This is a genomic window from Parazoarcus communis SWub3 = DSM 12120 (assembly GCF_003226565.1).
GTDB classification, from domain to species: domain Bacteria; phylum Pseudomonadota; class Gammaproteobacteria; order Burkholderiales; family Rhodocyclaceae; genus Parazoarcus; species Parazoarcus communis.
Map to the genome: position 1 here is coordinate 1 of NZ_QKOE01000011.1, position 22,383 is coordinate 22,383.

A 22,383-nucleotide genomic window follows, 5' to 3' on the forward strand; every position below is an offset into this window, starting at 1 on the left:
AGCCGCCCATGGTCATGATCGGCGCCATGATGCGAAAGCTCATCCATGTGGCCTTCGGGGTGCTCAAGTCCGGCAAACCATTCAATCCGCAGCTTCATAACGCTTGACCTGAATAACAGTATCTACGGCGACGGGTTGGGGTAAGCCGCATTTACCGCCACCGGAAAGAACGAACGCAGGTAGGGCGGGGTGACAACCCCACCGGAACGAACGACCGCGGTAGGGCGGTGTGACAACCCCACCGGGACGAACGACCGCGGTAGGGCGGGGTGACAACCCCGCCAGGACGAACGAACGTCAGGTAGGGCGGTGTGACAACCCCGCCATCGCCCTCCAGAACTACCTCGCACTATTTGATTGGAATATCATGGCATCCTTCGATGCCAACCGGAGTCGCACATACATGAACCCCAAGATCATCCATCACGGCGCCCTGGACGGGGTGACGGGGTCTTGTCACCAGCTGTTCATTGACGATGCCAACAGCCTGTTGATCGATTGCGGCCTGTTTCAGGGGGCAGAGGTGTCACCCGATGGCAAGGCGGCGTCGGATCAGCTCGATATTGCCTTTGCGGTGGACAAGGTGCAGGCGCTGGTTGCCACCCATGTGCATATCGATCACGTGGGGCGGATTCCGTGGTTGCTTGCCGCGGGGTTCAAGGGGCCTATTCTGTGCAGCGAACCCTCGGCGCGCTTGCTGCCGGTGGTGCTGGCTGATGCGTTTGCGTTGAGCATCAGCCGTGATCAGCAACTGGTGGAGCGCTATCTCAAGCTGGTCGAGTCCCGAATTTGCCCACTACCCTGGAAGATCTGGCACACGGTGTTCGACGGGCCGCAGGGGCGATGCCGCATTCGTTTGCAGCGGGCAGGGCACATCCTGGGTTCGGCTTACGTCGAGTGCGAGCTGAGCCGACCGGGCCAATCGCCGTTGCGGGTGGTTTTCTCGGGTGATCTGGGGGCGCCGTATGCGCCTTTGCTGCCGGCACCACAGCCGCCGTATCAGGCCGATGTGGTGGTGCTGGAAAGCACCTACGGCGACCGCAACCACGAAAACCGCCGGAGCCGGCGCGATCGCCTGCAGGCGGTAGTGGAGCATGCGCTGGCCAATGGCGGCACGGTGGTCATTCCGGCGTTCAGCATCGGGCGAACGCAAGAGCTGCTGTACGAGTTCGAGGACATCCTGTACCGGCAACGCTTGCGTCCGGGCAAACATGCGGTGCAGTGGGCGTCCCTGCCCATCTACCTGGATTCGCCGCTGGCAGGGCGCTTTACCCAGTTGTATCGCGAACTGCAGCCGTTCTGGGATGCCGAGGCTCAGGCGCGGCTACGGGCAGGGCGCAAGCCGCTGTCTTTCGATCAGCTGATTGCCATTGACGAACATCCCCAGCACGAAGCCAATGTGCGCCGCCTTGCGCGCAGCGGCGAACCGGCCATTGTGATTGCGGCCAGCGGCATGTGTGCGGGCGGGCGGGTGGTCAACTACCTGAAGGCGATGTTGCACGACCCGCGCCACGATGTGCTGTTTGTAGGTTATCAGGCCAGGGGCACACCGGGGCACGCCATTCAAACCCACGGTCCGCGCGGCGGTTATGTGGATCTGGATGGCGAGCGCATCACGATCCGGGCCGCCATACATACCTTGTCAGGTTATTCGGCGCATGCCGACCAGGATGGTCTGGTGCGTTTTGTCACCCGCATGCGCCATCCGCCGGCCGAGGTGCGCTTGATTCACGGCGAGGCAGCCGCACGGCAGGCGCTGGCTGCCCGCCTGGTGGAGGTGGGCAAGGGGGCGATCCGGGTGACGAATGCGGGATGAAGCGATGCTCTCGCTGCAGCCCTGACCGGTCAGGCCGCTTTCTGACGGCGACGTGCCGCTGCGCCAATGATGCCCAGGCCGGCCAGCAACATGGCGTAGGTTTCGGGTTCGGGGACGGGAGCATTGATCGACATGGTCAATAGCTCCATGCGCGCAAAGCTTTCGCCGTTGAATGCGGTTGTGATGGTGTTTAGTGCAGTCATCGAGCCTATCAGGCTGCTGGTGCTTGAGTCGTAGAATCCATAGTAGGCACGGATCGCATTTGAAGCAGCATCTTCTTTGGCAAGGCTCAGGACAATCTGGTCCGCGCCGTTCGGTATGTCAGGCAGTACACCATCGATGAAGGTATATGGCACATCCCAGGTACGACGTGCCCAGGCAAGCGCAATTGATCCGCCGTAATTGAGAACAGTGAAATCCAGGATGTCGTTGAAGAAGGGGTCGGAGTGGCCGTCACCCAGGCGCACTCCATATGATTCGCCAGGGGTGGGTAGCACCAGGTCGTAGATGGCGCTGAAGGCGTTGGTGGCTGTCTGGTTGAATCCCAGCGCGGGCACGTTCTCGTCAATATTTGTGTTGAGACGTACCCGGGATTGCCGAAATTCACTGCCGTCAGGGCCCATCGAGGGTGTGCCAAGTGAGGGCGTCAGCCACAGCTTGCCTGCAAACTCGATGACTGCTGATGGGTCGGTGGCGCCGCGAATCGTGTAGGACGTTGCGGTGCCACTGCTTAGCGCAGGAGCGTTTGGCGGTGCAAGGCCGTCAGTGAATCCGTCGAAGAATGCGACATTTCCGCCCGTTAGCCAGGTGTCGCCATTGGCGAACCCCTTTTGCCAGATGAATGAATCCACGGTGTATTGAGTGGCGGCAAGTGCTGGACTGCAGACACAGAGAGCGAGCGTGCTGGATGCAAGTAGCTTGCGAGCGAGAACGACGGGTGCCATGTGATCCTCCTTGTGGAAAGGTGGGTTGGGCTTGTCAAGGAAAAACTGCACGCCTTGTAGCCCTTAGCAGAAACCGAAATGGCTAAAGCATTTATGGTGCCTGAGTCCCGCAATGACGCTAGTCTGTCGTCGCCACAGTTCAGTGCGGGGTTGTGGCTTAAAAAGTGTAAAAAAATACGACAGTCAGTTCGTTGTTGAGCGGTGGCTTGTTTGTTCAGACCAAGGTCAGACCTGAAGTGTTGGTCAGCGGCCCTCCGAGGGGGTTGCCGAAAGAGGCCTGTGCCCGCTCTGTCGCAATAGCGCGGCTGTGCCCGGTCATAAGGCGCCAAGCGGCAATGGTCTGTCCGAAAGACCGAACGAGCCGCTTTGTAAAAGACCCCGCCTACAATATCCGTCTGAACTGGGAGATCGGGTATGCGGCGTGCTTGGTGGGGCTTGATGTTGTGGATGGCGATGGCGGCAGCCTGGGCGGCGCCAACCTTGCTGTTCGAGCCACCTGCGCTCGAGGCTGATGATCTGGGCCTGGTGATCAACGAGCTGGATCCGTACTCGGTGGCGGTGGGGGCGTATTACGCCGAGCGCCGCGGGGTGTCGGCGGATCGTGTGGTACGGGTGCGCTTCGAGCCCGGCCCCAGTCTGCCGCTGGCCGAGTTCGAGCGCGTGCGTGCTGAAGTTGAAGCACGCATGCCGCGCACGGTGCAGGCTTACGCGCTGGCATGGACCGCGCCGTGGCGGGTGGCGTGCATGTCGGTTACCAGTGCCTTTACCTTGGGTTTCGACCGGGCCTGGTGTTCTGACAAGCAGTGTGCGCCGACGCGTGCCAGCCCGATATTCGATACGGTGGGGCGGGCGTTTGTCGATCATGGGGTGCGCCCGGCCATGCTGCTGGCGGGTGAGTCGGTGGAGGCCGCGCGGGCGATGATCGACCGTGGGCTGGAGGCCGAGGGCACGCACCCGCAGGCGACCGCCTATCTGGCGGTGACCACTGACGCTGCACGCAATAGTCGCGCACCATGGTTTGAGGCGACGGCTGCCGCGCTGAAAAGCCGATTTGCCGTTCGCGTGGTGCACGAGACCCGGCCCGCCGGTCATGCCGATGCGATGTTCTATTTTACGGGGGTTCCGCGTATCGAGGGCTTGGATCAGCTACGCCTGCTGCCGGGCTCGCTTGCCGATCACCTGACTTCCTTTGGTGGCGTGCTGCAGGGGGGCAGCCAGACCAGTGCGCTGGCGTGGTTGTCTGCCGGCGCGTCGGCCAGTTACGGCACGGTGGTGGAGCCATGCTCACATCCGCAGAAGTTTCCGGTGCCGGGCTTGGTCATGGCCAACTACCTGAGCGGTGCCACCGCGATCGAGGCCTATTGGCGCAGTGTGGCCTGGCCAGGGGAGGGCGTGTTTGTGGGTGACCCGCTGGCGCGTCCGTTTGCGCCGGTGGTGAGGGCGGTGGGCGCAGACGCGTTGCGGGTGACCTTTCATTCGCCGGTCCGGGGGCATCTGGTGTTGTATGGTGCGCCGTCGCCTATTGGCCCGTTTCGGCCGGTGGCGCAGCACCCGCCACTGGTGCCGGGTACGGTGCGTTTGATGTTGCGTGGGCTGGATCAGCCGTTTTATCGGGTGGTGTTGGTGCCAGAGGGGATGAAGCCTGCGCGCCCTTAGGATGAGGTGCTGCATTGTAGAATGTCGGTCTGTCAGCGCAAAGCCGGGCTTGGCTTGCTGAGTGTGCTTCGATAATCTGAATGAGTGCGAGATGATTCTTGTAACCGGTGGGGCCGGCTTCATAGGCGGCAATTTTGTACTGGACTGGCTGGCGACGAGCGACGAGCCCGTGATCAACCTGGATGCGCTGACTTATGCAGGCAACCTGGAGACGCTGGCATCGTTGGCGGGGGATGCCCGCCACGTGTTTCGCCGGGGTGACATCTGCGATCGGGCGCTGGTGGATGAGCTGCTGAAGACGTACTGCCCGCGTGCCATCGTGCATTTTGCTGCAGAAAGCCATGTCGACCGGTCGATTCATGGTCCGGGTGAGTTTGTGCGCACCAATGTCGAGGGCACCTTTACCTTACTGGAGGCGGCCCGGGCTTACTGGAGCGCGCTGGAGGGTGACGAGAAGGCCGCCTTCCGCTTTCATCACGTCAGCACCGACGAGGTGTATGGATCGTTGGGGCCGGACGATGCGCCCTTTACCGAGACTCACCCGTACGAGCCCAACAGTCCGTATTCCGCCAGCAAGGCGGCATCGGACCACCTGGTACGGGCCTGGTACCACACCTATGGCATGCCGGTGGTCACCACCAACTGCTCCAACAACTACGGCCCCTATCACTTCCCGGAAAAGTTGATTCCGTTGATGATCGTTAACGCGCTGGCGGGCAAACCCCTGCCAGTGTACGGCGATGGCAAGAATGTGCGTGACTGGCTATACGTCAAGGACCACTGTGCGGCGATCCGGGTGGTGCTGCAGAAAGGTCGGCTGGGTGAGACCTACAACATTGGTGGCTGGAACGAGAAACCCAATATCGACATCGTGCATATCGTCTGCGCCTTGCTCGACGAGTTGCGGCCGGATGCCGCAGGCAGCTACAGCCGCCTGATCACCTACGTCAAGGATCGCCCGGGGCATGATCGCCGTTATGCGATCGACGCGCGCAAGATCGAGCGTGAGCTGGGCTGGCGCCCGGCGGAAACGTTTGAGACCGGCATCCGCAAGACAGTGGAGTGGTATCTGGCAAACCCCGAGTGGGTGGCCAATGTGCAGAGCGGCAGCTACCGTGACTGGGTGGCGGCAAACTACGGTGACCGCGACGACAGCCGTGCGCAGGTGAGGGCATGAAGATTCTGTTGTTGGGCTGCGGTGGTCAGGTGGGTTGGGAGTTGCAACGCGCCCTGGCGCCCTTGGGCGAGTTGCTTGCATTGGGCCACGCCGGGGCGGAAGGCTTGTGCGGCGATTTTTGTGACCCTGCCGGTTTGCGCGCCACGGTTGATGCGGTGGCACCCGACGTGATCGTCAATGCCGCGGCCCATACGGCGGTAGACAAAGCGGAGAGCGAGCCCGACCTGGCCCGCCGTATCAATGCGGAGGCGGTGGGGGTGTTGGCAGAGGCGGCCGCCCGGCACCAGGCCTGGCTGGTGCATTACTCCACCGACTATGTGTTTGACGGCAGTGGTACCCGGCCGTGGCAGGAGGATGATGCCACCGGTCCCTTGTCGGTATATGGCCGTACCAAGCTCGAAGGTGAGCAGGCCATTCGCGCCAGTGGGTGTGCACATCTGATCTTTCGTACCAGCTGGGTGTATGCGGCACGTGGCGGCAATTTTGCCAAGACCATGCTGCGCCTGGCGGGCGAGCGTGAGCGTCTTGCGGTGATCGCGGACCAGATCGGTGCGCCGACCGGGGCAGACCTGATTGCCGATGTGACCGCACATGCGCTGCGTGCGGCACTGAGTCGTCCCGAACTGGGCGGCACGTATCATCTGGTGGCCTCGGGCGAAACGAGTTGGCACACTTACGCCGGCTTCGTGTTTGATACCGCTCGTGCGCTGGGTAAGGATCTGAAAGTGGCTGAAGTGGCGCCTATCTCGACTGCCGATTACCCCACGCCGGCAACGCGTCCGCTGAATTCGCGGCTGGATACTGGCAAGCTGCAGCATACCTTTGGTCTGCATCTGCCGCACTGGCAGCAGGGCGTTGCGCGCATGCTGCACGAGATTCTTTGACTTCTGGAACAAGAGACAATGACGAAGGCACGTAAGGGCATCATCCTGGCCGGCGGCTCGGGGACGCGGCTGCACCCGGCCACGCTGGCGGTTTCCAAGCAACTGCTTCCGGTGTACGACAAGCCGATGATCTACTACCCGCTCAGTACGCTGTTGCTGGCGGGCATTCGCGACATTCTGATCATCTCGACGCCCATGGATACGCCACGTTTCGAGCAGTTGCTGGGTAATGGCAGCCAGTGGGGCATCAACCTGAGCTATGCGGTACAGCCCAGCCCGGATGGCCTGGCGCAGGCTTTCATCATCGGCGAGACTTTCATCGACGGCGGTCCGTCGGCGCTGGTGCTGGGTGACAACCTTTTCTATGGTCACGAGATCGCCAACGCCTTGCGTGCCGCAGGGCAGTGTGAGAAGGGGGCAACCGTGTTTGCCTACCCTGTGCACGACCCGGAACGCTACGGGGTCGTGGAGTTCAATGCAGAAGGGCGCGCGGTGAGCCTGGAAGAGAAGCCCGCCAAGCCCAAGAGCCGCTATGCGGTGACCGGCCTGTATTTTTACGACGAGCGTGTGGTCGATGTGGCCAAGGCGCTGAAGCCCAGCCCCCGTGGCGAGCTGGAAATCACCGATGTCAATAAGCAGTACCTCGAGTGGGGCGAACTGGATGTGCAGGTCATGGGCCGCGGCCATGCCTGGCTGGATACCGGTACCCATGAAAGCCTGCTGGAGGCCGGGTTGTTCATCCAGACCATCGAGAAACGGCAGGGCCTGAAGATTGCCTGCCCGGAGGAGATCGCCTGGCGTGCCGGCTGGATCGACGACGAGGCCTTGCAGAAACTGGCCGCGCCGCTGGCCAAGAATGGCTATGGTCAGTACCTGAAACGATTGCTTGAAGAGCGGGTGTTCTGATGCAGGTGACGCAGACTGCGATTCCCGAGGTGTTGATCCTCGAGCCCAAGGTGTTTGGCGACAGCCGCGGGTTTTTCATGGAAAGCTTCAATGCCCGCACGTTCCGCGAGCTGACCGGCCTGGACGTGAGCTTTGTGCAGGACAATCACTCGCGTTCGTCGCACGGCGTGCTGCGCGGCCTGCATTACCAGTTGCTGCAGCCGCAGGGCAAGCTGGTGCGCGTGGTGCGAGGGCGGGTGTTTGATGTGGCGGTGGATGCGCGCCGCAGTTCGCCCACGTTTGGCCAGTGGGTGGGTACCGAGTTGTCGGAAGAGAACAACCGCCAGTTCTGGGTGCCGCCCGGTTTTGCGCACGGTTTCGTGGTGCTGAGCGAGTCGGCGGACTTTCTGTACAAGACCACCGACTACTACGCCCCGCAGCATGAGCGCTGCATTGCGTGGAATGACCCGGCGATTGGCATCGACTGGCAGTTTGACGGCGTGCCTCAGCTTTCGGCAAAAGACCGTGAAGGCAAGTTGCTGGCCGAGGCCGAGGTGTTCGACTGAAAGCTCAGAAGTAAAAACGGCCCCGTGGTGCTGGGGCCGTTGATTGGCAGCGCGGGTGATTATGCTTGCTTGCGGCGTGCCGCGAGGGTTCCGATCAGCCCCAGCCCGGCCAACAGCATGGCGTAGGTTTCGGGTTCGGGTACCGGAGCAGCAACGCTGGCGAAGCTGGCACTGCTTCCGCCCGGCAGCGACTGCACATGCATGCCGACGCGTAGCGAGCCGCTGGACAAGGCGCTCAGCACGTCGTTGCCGCTGACACCACTGTTGAACGCGAAGCTTGCCGTGAGCGATTCACCGCTGGCGATACCGTTCTTGACGGGCGAGGGTAGCGCGTTCAGGCTGAAGCTGGTCGAAAAGTCGCTGATGCTCTTCTCGCCCGGCAAGGCGCCCGGGTTGCCGTTGGCACCGAAGCTGACGCCAGCGGACTGCACCAGGGATAGCGAACCAAAGTTCAGCAGGTTGCTGTCGCTGAAGTAGATACCGGTGATGACGCCACTGCTCAGCGTGGTCGAGAACGAAAAGCTGATCTGGTTGGTCAGGGTGCTGACCGACACATCCAGACCGGATTCGAAGCTGCTGCAGCTGCTGTTCGATATACAGTCCAGTTGAAGGTCGATGGGGGTGGGAACCGATGCCTGGGCGGCACCGGTGAGCGCGAGGGCGACGGCTGCGGCAACCGTCTTGATGCTGGTTCTTGCCATATTGCGTGCTCCGAAGTGGTTGAGTAGGTTTCAGATTACGTTGGCGTTTGCTGCTTTGCACCCAAAAAAATCACGAAACACTTTTGTTTCGCATGGTCGAATTGAATATTGACTATTGGCGTCACGGGGTCGATTGGTGCACTGCATTATGCCAGCCTTCAATGCACTTGGGTGGATACGCAATATGGCGTAGTGTTGCCATGTGCTGACCAAAAAATTACCTGATGGTCCGCCTTAGTTCATGGCAACGTAATGTTGCATTGCATTATCATGCTGCATATTGCGTGCTGCCCTGCTAGGGGGCGGTGGTTTGATGGATTCGTGGAGTGATAGAGCATGACGATCAAGATGGTGGTGCTTTCGGGTGGTTCGGGAACGCGGTTGTGGCCGGCCTCGCGCGAGTCATACCCGAAGCAGTTGTTGCCGCTGACCAGTGCGTACTCGCTGCTGCAGGAGACCGTGGTGCGGCTGAAGGGTTTCAGTGGTGGCGAGGTGGATGCACAGCCCTTGATCGTCAGTAATGAAGAGTACCGTTTCATCATTGCCGAACAGTTGCGGCAGGTGGGTGTGCGTTCGGCGCAGATCGTGCTGGAACCGGTAGGGCGCAACACGGCACCGGCATTGACGCTGGCGGCGCTGGCGGCGGCACAGGATGGGCAGGATCCGGTGTTGCTGGTCATGCCGGCCGATCATGTCATTGTGGATTTGCCTGCCTTCCAGCAGGCGATTGCCGAGGGTGCGGCGCAAGCCGGCGCGGGGCGTCTGGTGACGTTTGGCATAGTGCCCGACCGTGCCGAGACGGGTTATGGCTACATCCGGGTTGGCCCATTGGCGGGCGATGCCCGGACGGCGCGGGTGCTGGCCGAGTTTGTTGAAAAACCCGATGTCGCCACCGCGGCGCGCTATGTGGCCAGCGGCGAGTACTTCTGGAACAGCGGCATCTTCATGATGAAGGCTTCGGTCTGGCTGGCGGCAGTGAAGCATTTCCGTGCCGACATCGCCCAGGCTTGCGAGATGGCGTTTGAGGGTCGCCAGGCCGATGCCGACTTCCTGCGGGTGGATAAGGCAGCGTTTGCTGCTTGCCCATCCGATTCGATCGACTATGCGGTCATGGAGAAGCTGCAGTCTGCGCCGGCGCTGGGGCAGGGGGTGGTGGTGCCACTGTCCGCGGGGTGGTCGGATGTGGGCGCATGGGACGCGTTGTGGGCGGTGTCGGACAAGGACGAAGATGGCAATGCCGGTCGCGGGGAAGTGATGTTCCAGTCCAGCCGCAACACGTTGGTGCATGCCAACAACCGTCTGGTGGCGGCAGTGGGCTGCGAGGACATGGTGGTGGTGGAGACGGCGGATGCGGTGATGGTGGCGCACAAGAGCCGCACCCAGGACGTCAAGAAAGTGGTCGAGCGATTGAAGGCCGAAGGGCGCACGCTGACACAGAGCCATCGCAAGGTGTACCGCCCGTGGGGTTGGTACGATTCGATCGACAGCGGTGAGCGCTTCCAGGTCAAGCGCATCGTGGTCAATCCGGGTGCCACGCTCAGCCTGCAGATGCATCACCATCGTGCCGAGCACTGGATCGTGGTGAAGGGCACGGCCGAGGTGACCAATGGCGAGCAGGTGTTCCTGCTGGGTGAGAACGAATCCACCTACATCCCGCTGGGCCACACCCACCGCCTGGCCAACCCGGGCAAGGTGCCGCTGGAGATCATCGAGGTGCAGTCGGGCAGCTATCTGGGCGAAGACGATATCGTGCGTTTCGAGGATACCTACGGCCGCGTCGGCAAGTAAGCAAGGCGCAAACTCGAGCGCGGCAGGATTGCTGCGCATCGGATGCCGGCGGGTGCATCCGCGCAGGTTCCGGCGGGATTGCATCCTGCCCTTGTATTTTGTTTTCGTGCAAAATCGGTTGGTGTGCGGTTTGCCGTGCTGGGTTCTCGGATGGAGCGCGTAGCGCGATTGAAGAGAGCCCAGCACGGCAAACCGCAGTGGACGCGGTGTCTGCACCACCGACATGAGCGGTACCCGTATCGTTTTTTCTGGCGATTTCGCGCTGAAGTTGATGTCCATGTGAACGGGCAATCCATAGAGTGCAGTTATTCTGCGGGCGGCTACGACTTTCTTGATATGGATGCTGTAGTTTTTCCGTAAAGTGCCGATAATTTCTCCCATGGACCGGCGAGCACCCCCTTGTGCTCCGGTGCCTTGAGGGAGATGAAGGTGAAAAACAAGATCAGCCCGACGCAGCAGGAGGTCAAGCTGCCGGCGCAAGACATGATCGTCACCAAGACGGATCTGACCGGACGCATTACCTATGCGAACCGGACTTTCATGCGGATTTCCAATTTTGCCGAGCGTGAATTGCTGGGCATTCAGCACAACATCGTGCGTCATCCCGACATGCCGCGCGGGGTGTACCGCTTCATGTGGGACACGCTCAAGAGTGGCCGTGAGTTCTTCGGGGTGGTCAAGAACATGACCTCGGAAGGACATTTCTACTGGGTCTTTGCCAATGTGACTCCGGATCTGGACGTCAACGGCAAGACCATCGGCTATTTTTCGGTGCGGCGCCCGCCCCCCGCAGACATGGTGCGCGCCGTGGTGCCTTTGTACGAGGCCATGTTGCGCGTCGAACAGCAGGCCGGTCCGGCCAAGGCGCCCGAAGCCTCGCTGGCCCTGCTGGAGCAGACCATGGCAGAGCAGGGCTGCAGTTACGACCGTTTTGTGCTCGGGCTGTACGAGAAGTCAAGGTAAGGTGAAGCATGAGCCAGTCTAGACCCCAACCCAATAGCAACCGCCTGCCCTTTCTGGATGGGCAGTTCCTGATCTACTGCCTGGTGTTTGTCGGGCTGACCAGCGCGCTGGCGGTGTGGCAGATCATGCTGCATGGCATCGAGGCTCCGGTGGTGGTGATTCCGCTGCTGACAGTGGCGTTCAGCGTGTATGCATGGCGCCACTTCCAGCGTCCGCTGGCCACGCTGGGCCGTATCGAGGATGTGATCCTGGCGTGCCGTGACGGCAACCTGCACGAGCGCGTTACCCAGACCGCCGGGCTGGGTGAGGTGGGCAAGGTGGCGTGGGAGCTGAACGAGTTCCTGGACCTGGTCGAGACCTACTTCAAGGAGATCACGACCTGCTTCCGCATGGTGGGCGAAGGGCAGTATTACCGGCGGGCGCTGGTGCACGGCTTGCCCGGCGAGTTTGCCGCGTCGCTGAACAACATCAATGTGGCGATCCAGGCGATGGAGGAGAACGCGCGCTTCGTTTCGCAGCAGCGGCTGGGCGCACGCCTGCATGGTCTCAATACGGTGAATCTGCTGCGTAACCTGAAGGGCAATCAGAGTGATCTGCTGGGCGTGTCGCGCGAGATGGACGGCGTGGTGGGCATTGCCGAGGAGAACTACAAGGGGGCGATGCGCAGTCGCGAAGACGTTGGCCGCATCGGCGAGGCGCTGGAGGACATCAACAGCCGGATGCAGTCGATGACGGTGGCTGCGGGCGAGTTGGGCGAGGCCAGTGGCAACATCGGCCAGGCGGTGCACATCATCTCGGAGATTGCCGATCAGACCAACCTGCTGGCGCTGAATGCGGCCATCGAGGCAGCACGTGCCGGTGAGGTGGGCCGGGGCTTTGCGGTGGTGGCGGATGAAGTCCGCAAGCTGGCCGAGCGGACCAAGACGGCCACGACGCAGATCAGCCAGATCATCAGCGGTTTTCGCGATCGGGTGGAAACCATGGTGTCGCAGACCAGTGTGGTGGGCGGTCAGAGCGAGCAGGTCAGCAGCGAGGTTGCGGTGTTCCGCGGGCAGTTCGATGCCGTCGCTGCATCGGCCGAGGCCACCATCGAGCAGCTGGGTCGAGCCAAGGATCTGTCCTTTGCCTCACTGGTGAAGATGGATCACATCATCTACATGCAGAACGCCTATGTGTCGATGGAAGCCCGCGGCGATTGTGACGAGGCGCACGCGATTGCGGTAGACCATCACAACTGCCGTCTGGGCAAGTGGTACTACGACGGTACCGGGGCGGGCATCTTTGGCAAGACGCGTGCCTTTGCACAACTGGAAAAGCCGCATTCCGTGGTGCACAACTCGGTGCATAAGGCCCTGCACGCCGTGCAGAAATACGGCAACGAAGAGCTCGACGCCTGCGACATGATCGTCGATGCAATGGAGCAGGCAGAGACTGCCAGCGCAGACGTGATCCGCCTGGTGGGGCAGATGGTGACCGAGAAACACGGGCTTTGATCGGCATGGCGCCGACTTGGCGCCATGATGTACTTTCCGATTACGACTGTGCCACGTAAGCCCGCTCGCCCAGCAGGTGGGTGGCTGCAATACAGCGATCGTCACCAAGCGTCATGATCACGAACAGTCGCTCGGCCAGTGTCCGGGTGTGGGCCATACGACGGGCGAGCAGGGGTGTGGCGGCGGGGTCGATGACGACGAAGTCGGCCTCCTTGCCAAGCTTGAAGTTGCCGATGCGGTCGTCCAGGTACAGACTGCGTGCGCCGCCCAGCGTTGCCAGGTAGAAGGCGCGTTCGGCCGAAAGCTGCTGGCCGTTCAGCTGCAATACCTTGTAGGCCTCGTTCAGGGCCTGCAGCATCGAGAAACTGGTGCCGCCGCCAACGTCGGTGCCGATGCCGACACGCACGCCCAACTGGTGGGCCCGATCCAGGTCGAACAGGCCGGAGCCCAGAAACAGGTTGGACGTGGGGCAGAAGCTCATGGTTGCCCCGGTGTCTGCCATGCGTTGCCGGTCGGCATCGTCCAGCCAGATGCAATGGGCGTAGACGCTGCGTACGCCCAGTTGGTGGTAACGGTCGTAGACGTCCAGATAGCTGCGCGCCTCGGGATAAAGTTCGGTGACCCAGGCGACTTCTCCGCGATTTTCCGCAACATGCGATTGCAGGTAGACGCCTGGATGTTCGGCAAACAGGCGGCCCGCCAGCGTCATCTGCTCGCGGCTGGAGGTGGGGGCAAAGCGTGGGGTGACGGCGTAGAGCAGGCGGTCACGCTCGTGCCATTTCTCGATCAGGGCCTTGGAGTCGGCATAGCCGGTCTCGGCGGTATCGGCAAGGAAATCCGGGCAGTTGCGGTCCATCAGCACCTTGCCGGCAATCATGCGCATGTGGCGTTGCTGCGCGGCCTCAAACAGTGCGTCGACCGAGGTGGGATGTACGGTGGCAAAGGCCATGGCCGTGGTGGTGCCGTTTTTCAGCAACTCGTCGCAGAAGAATCCGGCGACTTCCGCCGCGTGGGCGGGGTCGGCGAAGCGGCGTTCGGTGGGAAAGGTGTATTTCTCCAGCCACGCCAGCAACTGCTCGCCATAGCTGCCAATGATGTCGGTCTGGGCGTAATGGATGTGGGTGTCGACAAAGCCGGGCATGATCAGCTTGCCGCGGTAGTCGGTGACCGGGATATGGGCGGGCAAGCGCGACAGGAGCGCGTCGGCAGGGCCGCATTCGGTGATGTGCCCGTTCTCGATCAGCAGTACGCCGTCGGGCAGATGCTCGGTGGAGGTTGCCCCTTGATCGGCGGGGTCGGCAACAAAGTGCAGCAGTTCGCCGCGGATGGCGTGGAGGCGTTGAGGCGCGTATTTCACGGGGGCTGGATCGTCCTGCATTGCGCGTGGGTGGATCAGGTGGCAAAGCGCGAGACCGCCTTGCGCATCTCGGTTGCCATGTGTTCGAGGTCGATGACGGTCGTCGAGGTCTGTTGCAGTGCGGCGGTGTTCTCGTCGCTGGAGCGGGCGATGTTCTCTACCTGTTCGGCAAGGGTGTCGGATGCCATGGCTTGTTCCTGCAGTGCTTCGGAGATGTCGCCGGCGTAGTTCACGACACTGCGCGCACCGGCCTGGATCCGGGCGATGGCTTCGCCCGCCTGGCGGGCCAGTTCGGCATCCTCACTGACTTGATCGACAATCTGCTGCATGCCGTCGACGGCGACTCCGGCGCTGTGCTGGATCTCTTCGATCTTGGTCGCGATTTCACGCGCTGCAATGGCCGAGCGCTCGGCCAGTTTGCGCACTTCGTCGGCCACCACCGCGAAGCCGCGTCCCTGTTCTCCGGCTCGCGCAGCCTCAATGGCGGCGTTGAGTGCAAGCAGGTTGGTCTGGTCGGCGACTTCGCGGATGACCTGCACGATGCTGCTGATGTCGCGGGATTGATTGCCAAGTTGCTGTACGGTGAGGGCCGCGGTCTTGACGGTTTCGGCGGTGTCGATCATGCGGTCGGCGGTGGTGCCGATCACGCGTCCACCCTCTTCGGACTGCGTTGCGGAGTTGCGCGAAATTTCGAGTGTATGGCTTGCGTTGTCGCGGACATGGTTGATGCTGACGGTCAGCTCCTCGATCGATGCAGCGGCGCTTGAGGTGGCATCGTTGAGCAGATTGACGCTTTGCGTGATCTGGCCGACCGAGGATGAAACCATGCTGGCGCTGCCCTGCACGCCGTCGGCATGGGCGTTGATCTGCTGGACCAGGGCCTGGAACTGGGTGAGCATCTGGTTGAGGCCCGCACTGATCGCGGTGATTTCGTCGTTGCCCCGGGTATCGGCGCGAAGGCGCAGATCCCAGTCCCGGCAGACCCGGGTCATGGTCTCCGAAAAGCCCGCCAAAGCGTGGTTGATGCGGCGGATGATCAGTACCGACAGCGAGGCGATGATCAGCAAGCCGATGGCAATGGCGGCCAGCGTGGTGTTGCGCACGCCCAGATAGGTGTGTTCGGCACGCTCGATCTGGGTGGCGATGTTGTGGGTCTGTGTCTCCTGGATGGCAAGGACCAGTTGCGCCAGCCCCTCGCTGAAGGCGCGGTCCATACCGCGAACGGCGCGATCGACCTGTTTGCCGGTTTCCGGGTCCGAGGCGTCGAAGGTGTTCAGTGCCTCGCGGTAACGGCGGCCAAGTTCGTCATGAGCCTTGCCCAGTTCGTCGAGCTTGAGTCGCGTCTCCGCGGTGTCGAGCGCTTTGCCGACCAGGGCAAGATGCGCGCGTACCGCGGTTTCGGACTCTTCGAAGCCTTTCAGATAACGGGTGTATTGTGCCGCGTCGTTGCCGCGGATGAGGATGTTCTTCCATTCCTGCACCTGGGTTTTGAACGCAGCATCGGCACGGCCGACTGCCACCAGTGCATCGATGCCCTGACGTGTCTCGAGCAGGGATTTGCCCGTTGCGTCGGAGAAGCTGCCCAGTTGCGCCACCCCGGCCAGGCCGACAGCAGCGAGGATGGCACAAGCGAGACTGCCGAGGAGGATGAGTCGAGCGCGGACTGAGAGAGACATGGCCGATCCTTGAAGGGGCTTATCTGGAAGTTAACGGCGCTTGATAGATGCAGTTTAGTCCGCTGATGAGAAAAAAATGGCGTCGGCTTTCATGGTGTTGTGCGGATCATTTGATGGGGGGCGTGGGCGGCGCACAAACCGGGCCCGGCGGGGTTGGCACCCCGCCGAACGCGTCGGTAAAAAGAAGGTTCATGGAGAGGCCATCGCCATGTCCCGGCAGGATTGCATCCCGCCCAACGTGGTGCCCACCCGCCGTAGGGCGGGGTGCCAACCCCGCCGGTTCGGGCTCCCTCCGTTGCTCGCCTTACTTTGTATTGGGCAGCTTTGAGGCGACGCCCTGGACGAAGAAGTCCATTTTGCCGAGGGCAACGTCGTCCATGATGGCACCGCTGGCAAGGCGTTCTTTGCCAGCCTGGTCGACGATCGGGCCGGTGAAGGGGTGGAAGGTGCCGGCTTTCAACTTGCCTTCAAGTTCGCTGACGGTGGTCCGCACGTCGGCCGGGACGGCCGGGTTAAGTGGGGCGATGCGGACCATGCCGTCCTTGAAGCCGCCCCAGATGTTGGTGGGCTTCCATGTGCCGGCGATGACGTCCTGCACGGTCTTGGTGTAGAACTCGCCCCAATGGTGGGTGGTGGCGGTGAGGTGGGCCTTGGGGCCGTACTTGGACATGTCTGAGTGGTAGCCGAAGGCATGAACGCCTTTTTCTTCGGCCGCCTGCACCACGGCGGTGGAGTCGGTGTGCTGGGTGAGCATGTCGGCGCCCTGGCTGATCAGGGTCATGGCGGCTTCGCGCTCCTTGCCCGGGTCGTACCAGGCGTTGACCCAGATGACACGGACCTCGGCCTTGGGATTGACGCTGCGCGCACCCATGGTGAAGGCGTTGATGCCCTGCAGGACCTCGGGGATGGGAAAGGCGGCGACATAGCCCAGCACGTTGGACTGGGTCATCTTGCCTGCGATCACGCCATTGAGGTAGCGGCCCTCGTAGAAACGGGCGTTGTAGTTGCCGAAGTTCTTGCCGGATTTGTAGCCGGTGGCATGCATGAAGGTGACGTTGGGAAACTGGCGTGCAACGCGTTCGACGTAGTTCATGTAGCCAAAGCTGGTGGCCAGCACCACCTTGTGGCCGCTGGCGGCGAATTCGCGGATCACCCGTTCGGCATCGGCGCCCTCGGCGACGTTCTCGACGTACTTGGTCTGGACCTTGTTGCCGAGCGCCTTCTCCATCTCCTTGCGGCCTTCGTCATGCTGGAAGGTCCAGCCGGCGTCACCGATGGGGCTGACATAGACCAGACCGATCTTGGTGGCGTCCTGGGCCTGGGCGGCGAAGGGCAGGGTGGCTGCAATGGTCAGGGCGGCCGCCGTGCGCATGAAATGACGACGTTGGGTCATGCGGATTCTCCTTCGGGTTGGGTGTGGATATGATTGACTTCGATCATAGCCCGAGTGCCGGGTTCAGCCACCGCTGAAAAGTTGATTGAGTTTATTGACTGCGCCGATAGTGTCTTCGCGCTCGTCGATGCGTTGCTGCAGGAAAGCCTCCAGCCGGGGATAGGCGGCCACGGCGAGGTCGAGCATGGGGTCGGCGCCCTGTTGATAGGCGCCGACCGCGATCAGGTCGCGCGAGCGTTGATAGCGCGAGAATAGTTGCTTGAACTGGCGCACACGGTCGAAATGCGCGTCACCGACCATGTTGTGCATGGCGCGCGAGATCGATTGTTCGATGTCGATGGCGGGGTAGTGGCCCTGGTCGGCCAGCGCGCGGGTGAGCACGATGTGGCCGTCGAGGATCGCCCGCGCGGAGTCGGCGATCGGGTCCTGCTGGTCGTCGCCTTCGGCCAGCACGGTATAGAAGGCGGTGATCGATCCACCGCCTTCGGGGCCGTTGCCGGCGCGTTCAACCAGTGCGGGCAGGCGGGCAAACACCGACGGCGGATAACCGCGGGTGACTGGTGGTTCGCCAATGGCCAGCGCGATCTCGCGTTGGGCCATGGCATAGCGGGTGAGTGAATCCATGACCAGCAGCACCTGCTTGCCCTGATCGCGAAAGTACTCGGCCACGGTCGTGGCGTAGGCGGCGCCCTGCAGGCGCATCAGCGGGCTGGTATCGGCGGGGGCGGCGACTACCACCGAACGCTCCAGGCCGACGCTGCCCAGGCTGTGCTCGATGAACTCCTTCACCTCGCGACCGCGTTCGCCGATCAGGCCGACGACAATGACGTCGGCCTCGGTATAACGCGCCATCATGCCGATGAGCACCGACTTGCCCACGCCGGAGCCGGCGAACAGGCCCATGCGCTGGCCGCGGCCAATGGTCAGCAGGCTGTTGATGGCACGGATGCCGACATCGAGCGGTTCGCGGATGGGCGCGCGGTTGAGCGGGTTGTAGGGACGGCCCTGCAGCGAGCGGGTCTCCACCGTATGCAGCGGACCGAGGGCGTCGAGCGGGCGTCCGGCGCCGTCGACCACGCGCCCGAGCAGGGCGTCGCCTACCGGCAGGTGCTTGGCGCGATCGGATGCGCGGCGGCGCGGGCCGAGCGGTTTGCCCGGCACCAGGCGGGGCTGGCTGGTTTCCATCGGCAGGACCTGGGCGCCGGGGGCCAGACCAAAGACGTCGTCGGTGGGCATCATGAACAGCTTTTCACCGTTGAAGCCGACGACTTCGGCTTCGACATAGCCGCCGCCCGGGACCATGACCTTGCAGCCGGAACCCAGCGGCAGCCGCAGGCCGGCTGCTTCCATGACCAAACCGTTGATGCGGGTGAGACGCCCGGCACTCTGGAAAGGGGTGACGCCTTCGACCAGACGGCAGCCGTCCTGCAGGAAGGTCCGCCAGGTTTCGCCGTGGCGGGCGGTCATTCGTCGGTCTTCCAGGCCGCGTCCTCGCGGCCAAGGCTTTCGAGCACGCGGCGCCAGCGCGTATCCATGCTGGCATCGATCTGCGCGCCCGAGGATTCGACCTTGCAACCGCCACGGGCAAGAGTGCTGTCTTCGATCAGGCGGTGGCCGCCATGGCCGAGTTGTTCGCCCAGGTGCTCGCGCACCAGCGCAATGTCGTCCGGGTGCAGGCGGATCTGGGCATGAGCCTGCGGCAACTGCTGTAGTGCGGCACGGACGGTATCGATGAGGCTCTCGGGCTGGACGGCGAGGGTGTGCTGCAGCACCTGGCGGGCGATCTCGATCGACAGGGTCAAGAGCTCTTCGGCAACTTCTTCGTCGATGCGAGTGAGGGCGGCGTCGAGATTGTCTGCGAGCGTGCGCAGTTGCTCGGCTTCCGTTTGGGCGCGTGCCTTGCCTTCTTCATAGCCTTGGGCACGGCCTGCCTCGAGGCCCTCTGCATGCCCGGCAGCCTGGCCCTCGGCATAGCCTTCCTGGTGGCCGGCGGCGCGCGCTTCTTCGTGCATGCGCTCGAAATCTTCGGCTGTCGGGAAGTGAAAACCCGGTGGCAGCGCAGGCGGTTCGGCGTGGTCTTGAGGCGCGTCTTCGGCCGTCACCGGTTCGGGCTGCGGCTCGGGTGCCGGCGGGGCGTCGAAGGCGGTGGGTTCCCAGCGTTGGTAGGCGCCGACCGCCTGGTGGCGGGAGATGCTCATCGTGTGGCCCTGCTTGCGTGGGGTGTGCGATTACACAAAGCCATCGTCGCCTCCCTTGCTGGCCATGACGATCTGGCCTTCTTCCGCCAGACGACGGACGATCTTGAGGATTTCCTTCTGCTCGGCTTCGACTTCGGACAGGCGGACGGGGCCTTTGGATTCGAGGTCCTCGCGCATCATTTCGGCCGCGCGGCTGGACATGTTCTTGAAGATCTTTTCGCGCAGGTCCGGTGCGGCGCCCTTGAGCGCGACGATGAGCGAGTCGGACTGGACTTCGCGCAGCAGGGTCTGGATGCCACGGTCATCGATGTCCATGAGGTTCTCGAACACGAACATCTCGTCGAGAATCTTCTGTGCCAGATCCGGGTCGTAGTCGCGCACGTTGTCGATGACCGCGGTCTCGGCGGCGGCGCCGACAAAGTTGAGGATCTCGGCGGCGTGCCGTACGCCACCCATGGCGGCCTTCTTGGAGGTGGAGGCGCCGGACAGCATGCGGGTCAGCGCCTCGTTGAGCTCACGCAGCGCGGTGGGCTGCACGCCGTCGAGGGTGGCAATACGCAGTACGACGTCGTTGCGCAGACGGTCCGGGAAGTGCTTGAGGATGTCGCCGGCCTGGTCGAACTCGAGGTGGACCAGGATGGTGGCGATGATCTGCGGGTGTTCGTTCTTGATCAGGTCGGCCGCGGTGGGCGCGTCCATCCACTTGAGGCTTTCGATGCCGGCGGTGTCCGAGCCCTGCAGTACGCGGGCAAGCAGGTGGGCGGCACGGTCGTCGCCAAGCGCCTTGGTCAGCATCAGGCGGATCTGCTCTTCGTCGGCATGGATGGGCGAGCCCTTGCCAAAGTGCTCGTCCAGTTCGACCAGGATGGGTTCGACCTTGGAGCGGGGCTGTGCGGGCATGGTCGCCATGGCCATGCCAAGCTTCTGCACTTCACGCGGGCCCAGATGCTTGAGCACTTCGGAGGCTTCGTCCGGGCCCAGCGTCAGCAGCAACAGGGCGGCTTTCTCAAGTCCTTCTTCCGGTGTCGTCACTTGCGTGCCTCCTCGGTGACGCCCATCCATTCCTTGATCAGACCGGCGACCAGCTTGGGATCAGCGGCAGCCAGTTCGCGCGCACGTTGAACACGGGCCTCGTACGTGTCGCCCTGGGCTGCCTCGGACAGGGTGACTTCGGCATCTTCGTCGCCTTCCTCGCCTTCGGCAAGCATTTCGGCGGATTCGTCCTGCTCTTCCTCCTTGGGCGGTGGCGGCGCAACCGTGCGCAGCAGCGGGCGGATGATGGCGAAGTAGGCGAACAGGAAGGCGGCCAGCACACCAAGATAACCCAGCCCTTCCTTGCCCAGTTCGACCATCTCGGGGTCTTTCCACAAGGGCAGGTCGGGTGCGGTTTCCGGTGCAGCGAACGGACTGCTGGCAACGTTGATGGTATCGCCGCGGTTGGCGCTGTAGCCGACTGCCTCGCGCACCAGATTGGAGATGCGGGCGATCTCGTCGTCGGACAGGGGCAGGGTCTGGACTTCGCCGTTGGGCAGCGTGGTGCTACGGTGGTTGACGACCACCGCCACCGACAGGCGCTTGAGCTGGCCGATGGACTGCTTGACATGCTGGATGGTGCGGTCCAGCTCGTAATTGAGCACCGCACTGCGGTTGGTGTTGAGCGGCACCTGGCCGTTGGCGCCCTGGCCGTCCACCGGGGGTACGGTAATGGGGGCGGTGGCGGGCACTGGCGGTTGGTTGGTCAGCGCGCCGGGTACCCCCTGTGGACCGGTGTCGCGGGTTTGCTGTTCAACCGTTTGCTGGCTGCGGATGGCTTGATCCGGCGACGGGTTGGGCTTGTAGGTTTCGGCAGTCTGCTCGACGATGTTGAAGTCGACATCCGCAGCAACCTGTGCGCGGAAATTGCCCTTGCCAAACATCGGCGTGAGGATGGTTTCGATGCGGCGGATCAGGCCGGCTTCGATCTCGTCGACATACTGAAGCTGAGTGGGGTCCAGATTGCTGCGGCGAAGCGGGTCGGACTGGGTGGTGAGCAGTTCGCCTTCCTGATTGACGATGCTGACGCCGGATTCGATCATGCGCGGCACGCTGGACGACACCAGGTGGACGATGCCTGCGATCTGGTTGGCGTCGAGGAAGCGGCCGGGGCGCAGATGTACCATCACCGACGCGGTGGGGCGCTGGTCGTCGCGCAGGAAGGCGGTCTGCTTGGGCATGGCCAGGTGTACCCGGGCGCTGACCAGTGATCCGATCGACTGGATGGTACGTGACAGTTCGCCTTCGAGTGCGCGCTGGTAGTTGACCTGCTCGTTGAACTGAGACACCCCCAGTTTCTGCGTATCCATCAGTTCGAAACCCACCAGCCCACCCTTGGGCAGGCCTTCGGCGGCCAGGCGCAGGCGCACATCGTGAACGCGTTCCTTGGGTACCAGGATGGCGCGTCCGTCGGGCGACATGCGGTAGGGCACGTTCTGCGCCTGCAGGTTGTTGATGATCTGGCCGCCGTCGCGTTCTTCCAGATTGGAGAACAGCACGGCGTACTCGGGTGCGCGGTTCCACATCAGGGCGCCGACGACCAGCGCGATGGCGAGCGCGAGCGCGGCCGCCGCAGCCAGCTTCTGCTGCTGGCTGAGTGCCTTGATGTTGTCGAGGATCTGCTGCAGCCGCGCGTTGGTGGCGCTGACGGGTGCGGCGCTGTCCGGCGGTGGTGCGGCGACGTTTTCTGCGGTGGCCATGTGGAACCCCTGAAGCATGCCCTTTTATGGATGTGCGCATTGTCCGATAGGGGCGGCAATCCTGTTTGCCGGAAAAGCGGCATTTTTTGCCGCCTGTTTGCCGGTTACCATAGCGTCAGGAGCACTTAGAGTGCCAGTCGTGATAAAGGAGCCA

General features: G+C 62.7%; 18 protein-coding genes. 9 read left to right on the top strand and 9 right to left on the bottom strand.

The window, feature by feature from the left end; genetic code table 11:
• Positions 1-403: 403 nt before the first annotated feature.
• Positions 404-1,816: an MBL fold metallo-hydrolase gene (locus DNK49_RS14645; protein WP_110526407.1), complete on the top strand. Its 1,413-nt coding sequence runs from the start codon at positions 404-406 to the stop codon at positions 1,814-1,816.
• Between the two features lie 29 nt (positions 1,817-1,845).
• Here the strand turns inward: DNK49_RS14645 and DNK49_RS24690 are convergent, their stop codons facing one another.
• Complete coding sequence (locus tag DNK49_RS24690) at positions 1,846-2,760, bottom strand: PEPxxWA-CTERM sorting domain-containing protein (protein WP_243632379.1); 915 nt, start codon at positions 2,758-2,760, stop codon at positions 1,846-1,848.
• A gap of 414 nt (positions 2,761-3,174) precedes the next feature.
• On the opposite strand from DNK49_RS24690, the gene DNK49_RS14655 reads away from it, so the two are divergent.
• From DNK49_RS14655 to rfbC, 5 genes are all read left to right on the top strand, one after another.
• A complete protein-coding gene (locus tag DNK49_RS14655; protein ID WP_110526036.1) occupies positions 3,175-4,416 on the top strand; it encodes a TIGR03790 family protein in 1,242 nt (413 codons plus the stop codon).
• Positions 4,417-4,507: 91 nt separating this feature from the next.
• Positions 4,508-5,593, top strand: coding sequence for a dTDP-glucose 4,6-dehydratase (gene rfbB, locus DNK49_RS14660; protein ID WP_110526039.1), 1,086 nt, complete (start codon positions 4,508-4,510; stop codon positions 5,591-5,593).
• Entirely contained in the window at positions 5,590-6,477 is an 888-nt protein-coding gene (rfbD, locus tag DNK49_RS14665; RefSeq protein ID WP_110526042.1) for a dTDP-4-dehydrorhamnose reductase, read from the top strand. The genes rfbB and rfbD overlap by 4 nt, the downstream gene beginning before the upstream one ends.
• Before the next feature lie 18 nt (positions 6,478-6,495).
• Entirely contained in the window at positions 6,496-7,383 is an 888-nt protein-coding gene (gene rfbA, locus DNK49_RS14670; protein WP_110526046.1) for a glucose-1-phosphate thymidylyltransferase RfbA, read from the top strand.
• Positions 7,383-7,928 (top strand): dTDP-4-dehydrorhamnose 3,5-epimerase, encoded by a 546-nt coding sequence (gene rfbC, locus DNK49_RS14675; RefSeq protein WP_110526049.1) that lies wholly within the window; start codon positions 7,383-7,385, stop codon positions 7,926-7,928. The genes rfbA and rfbC overlap by 1 nt, the downstream gene beginning before the upstream one ends.
• Positions 7,929-7,987: 59 nt before the next feature.
• Here rfbC and DNK49_RS24430 read toward each other — a convergent pair whose 3' ends face one another.
• Positions 7,988-8,629, bottom strand: a complete 642-nt coding sequence (locus DNK49_RS24430; RefSeq protein WP_207806994.1) for a PEP-CTERM sorting domain-containing protein — start codon at positions 8,627-8,629, stop codon at positions 7,988-7,990.
• Between the two features lie 336 nt (positions 8,630-8,965).
• On the opposite strand from DNK49_RS24430, the gene DNK49_RS14685 reads away from it, so the two are divergent.
• The 3 genes from DNK49_RS14685 (at position 8,966) to DNK49_RS25010 (ending at position 12,873) form a co-directional block, all read left to right on the top strand.
• Entirely contained in the window at positions 8,966-10,417 is a 1,452-nt protein-coding gene (locus DNK49_RS14685; RefSeq protein WP_110526053.1) for a mannose-1-phosphate guanylyltransferase/mannose-6-phosphate isomerase, read from the top strand.
• 429 nt (positions 10,418-10,846) lie between these two features.
• Positions 10,847-11,380 carry a PAS domain-containing protein gene (locus DNK49_RS14690; protein WP_110526411.1) on the top strand — a complete coding sequence of 178 codons (534 nt, stop codon included), beginning with the start codon at positions 10,847-10,849 and terminating at the stop codon, positions 11,378-11,380.
• 8 nt (positions 11,381-11,388) lie between these two features.
• Entirely contained in the window at positions 11,389-12,873 is a 1,485-nt protein-coding gene (locus tag DNK49_RS25010; RefSeq protein WP_110526056.1) for a methyl-accepting chemotaxis protein, read from the top strand.
• Between the two features lie 40 nt (positions 12,874-12,913).
• Here DNK49_RS25010 and guaD read toward each other — a convergent pair whose 3' ends face one another.
• The 7 genes from guaD to fliF form a co-directional block, all read right to left on the bottom strand.
• Positions 12,914-14,230, bottom strand: a complete 1,317-nt coding sequence (guaD, locus tag DNK49_RS14700; protein ID WP_243632380.1) for a guanine deaminase — start codon at positions 14,228-14,230, stop codon at positions 12,914-12,916.
• A 35-nt stretch (positions 14,231-14,265) separates the two neighbouring features.
• On the bottom strand, positions 14,266-15,906 hold the full coding sequence (locus tag DNK49_RS14705) for a methyl-accepting chemotaxis protein (RefSeq protein WP_110526064.1): 1,641 nt from the start codon (positions 15,904-15,906) through the stop codon (positions 14,266-14,268).
• Between the two features lie 304 nt (positions 15,907-16,210).
• A complete protein-coding gene (locus tag DNK49_RS14710) occupies positions 16,211-17,299 on the bottom strand; it encodes a BMP family ABC transporter substrate-binding protein (protein ID WP_110526067.1) in 1,089 nt (362 codons plus the stop codon).
• 63 nt (positions 17,300-17,362) lie between these two features.
• Positions 17,363-18,766, bottom strand: coding sequence for a flagellar protein export ATPase FliI (gene fliI, locus DNK49_RS14715; RefSeq protein ID WP_110526070.1), 1,404 nt, complete (start codon positions 18,764-18,766; stop codon positions 17,363-17,365).
• Positions 18,763-19,497, bottom strand: a complete 735-nt coding sequence (gene fliH, locus DNK49_RS14720; RefSeq protein ID WP_110526073.1) for a flagellar assembly protein FliH — start codon at positions 19,495-19,497, stop codon at positions 18,763-18,765. The genes fliI and fliH overlap by 4 nt, the downstream gene beginning before the upstream one ends.
• 30 nt (positions 19,498-19,527) lie before the next feature.
• Positions 19,528-20,529 (bottom strand): flagellar motor switch protein FliG, encoded by a 1,002-nt coding sequence (gene fliG, locus DNK49_RS14725; RefSeq protein ID WP_110526076.1) that lies wholly within the window; start codon positions 20,527-20,529, stop codon positions 19,528-19,530.
• Complete coding sequence (gene fliF / locus DNK49_RS14730; RefSeq protein ID WP_110526079.1) at positions 20,526-22,229, bottom strand: flagellar basal-body MS-ring/collar protein FliF; 1,704 nt, start codon at positions 22,227-22,229, stop codon at positions 20,526-20,528. The genes fliG and fliF overlap by 4 nt, the downstream gene beginning before the upstream one ends.
• Positions 22,230-22,383: the final 154 nt, after the last annotated feature.

What these genes read in the sequence shown, in the direction of transcription:
- fliF (WP_110526079.1), bottom strand. Translation starts at nt 22,229, where the DNA reads ATGGCCACCGCAGAAAACGTCGCCGCACCACCGCCGGACAGCGCCGCA.
- DNK49_RS25010 (WP_110526056.1), top strand. Translation starts at nt 11,389, where the DNA reads ATGAGCCAGTCTAGACCCCAACCCAATAGCAACCGCCTGCCCTTTCTG.
- DNK49_RS14685 (WP_110526053.1), top strand. Translation starts at nt 8,966, where the DNA reads ATGACGATCAAGATGGTGGTGCTTTCGGGTGGTTCGGGAACGCGGTTG.
- DNK49_RS14705 (WP_110526064.1), bottom strand. Translation starts at nt 15,906, where the DNA reads ATGTCTCTCTCAGTCCGCGCTCGACTCATCCTCCTCGGCAGTCTCGCT.
- DNK49_RS14710 (WP_110526067.1), bottom strand. Translation starts at nt 17,299, where the DNA reads ATGACCCAACGTCGTCATTTCATGCGCACGGCGGCCGCCCTGACCATT.
- rfbD (WP_110526042.1), top strand. Translation starts at nt 5,590, where the DNA reads ATGAAGATTCTGTTGTTGGGCTGCGGTGGTCAGGTGGGTTGGGAGTTG.
- DNK49_RS24430 (WP_207806994.1), bottom strand. Translation starts at nt 8,629, where the DNA reads ATGGCAAGAACCAGCATCAAGACGGTTGCCGCAGCCGTCGCCCTCGCG.
- fliH (WP_110526073.1), bottom strand. Translation starts at nt 19,497, where the DNA reads ATGAGCATCTCCCGCCACCAGGCGGTCGGCGCCTACCAACGCTGGGAA.
- DNK49_RS24690 (WP_243632379.1), bottom strand. Translation starts at nt 2,760, where the DNA reads ATGGCACCCGTCGTTCTCGCTCGCAAGCTACTTGCATCCAGCACGCTC.
- fliI (WP_110526070.1), bottom strand. Translation starts at nt 18,766, where the DNA reads ATGACCGCCCGCCACGGCGAAACCTGGCGGACCTTCCTGCAGGACGGC.
- rfbA (WP_110526046.1), top strand. Translation starts at nt 6,496, where the DNA reads ATGACGAAGGCACGTAAGGGCATCATCCTGGCCGGCGGCTCGGGGACG.
- rfbB (WP_110526039.1), top strand. Translation starts at nt 4,508, where the DNA reads ATGATTCTTGTAACCGGTGGGGCCGGCTTCATAGGCGGCAATTTTGTA.
- DNK49_RS14645 (WP_110526407.1), top strand. Translation starts at nt 404, where the DNA reads ATGAACCCCAAGATCATCCATCACGGCGCCCTGGACGGGGTGACGGGG.
- rfbC (WP_110526049.1), top strand. Translation starts at nt 7,383, where the DNA reads ATGCAGGTGACGCAGACTGCGATTCCCGAGGTGTTGATCCTCGAGCCC.
- DNK49_RS14655 (WP_110526036.1), top strand. Translation starts at nt 3,175, where the DNA reads ATGCGGCGTGCTTGGTGGGGCTTGATGTTGTGGATGGCGATGGCGGCA.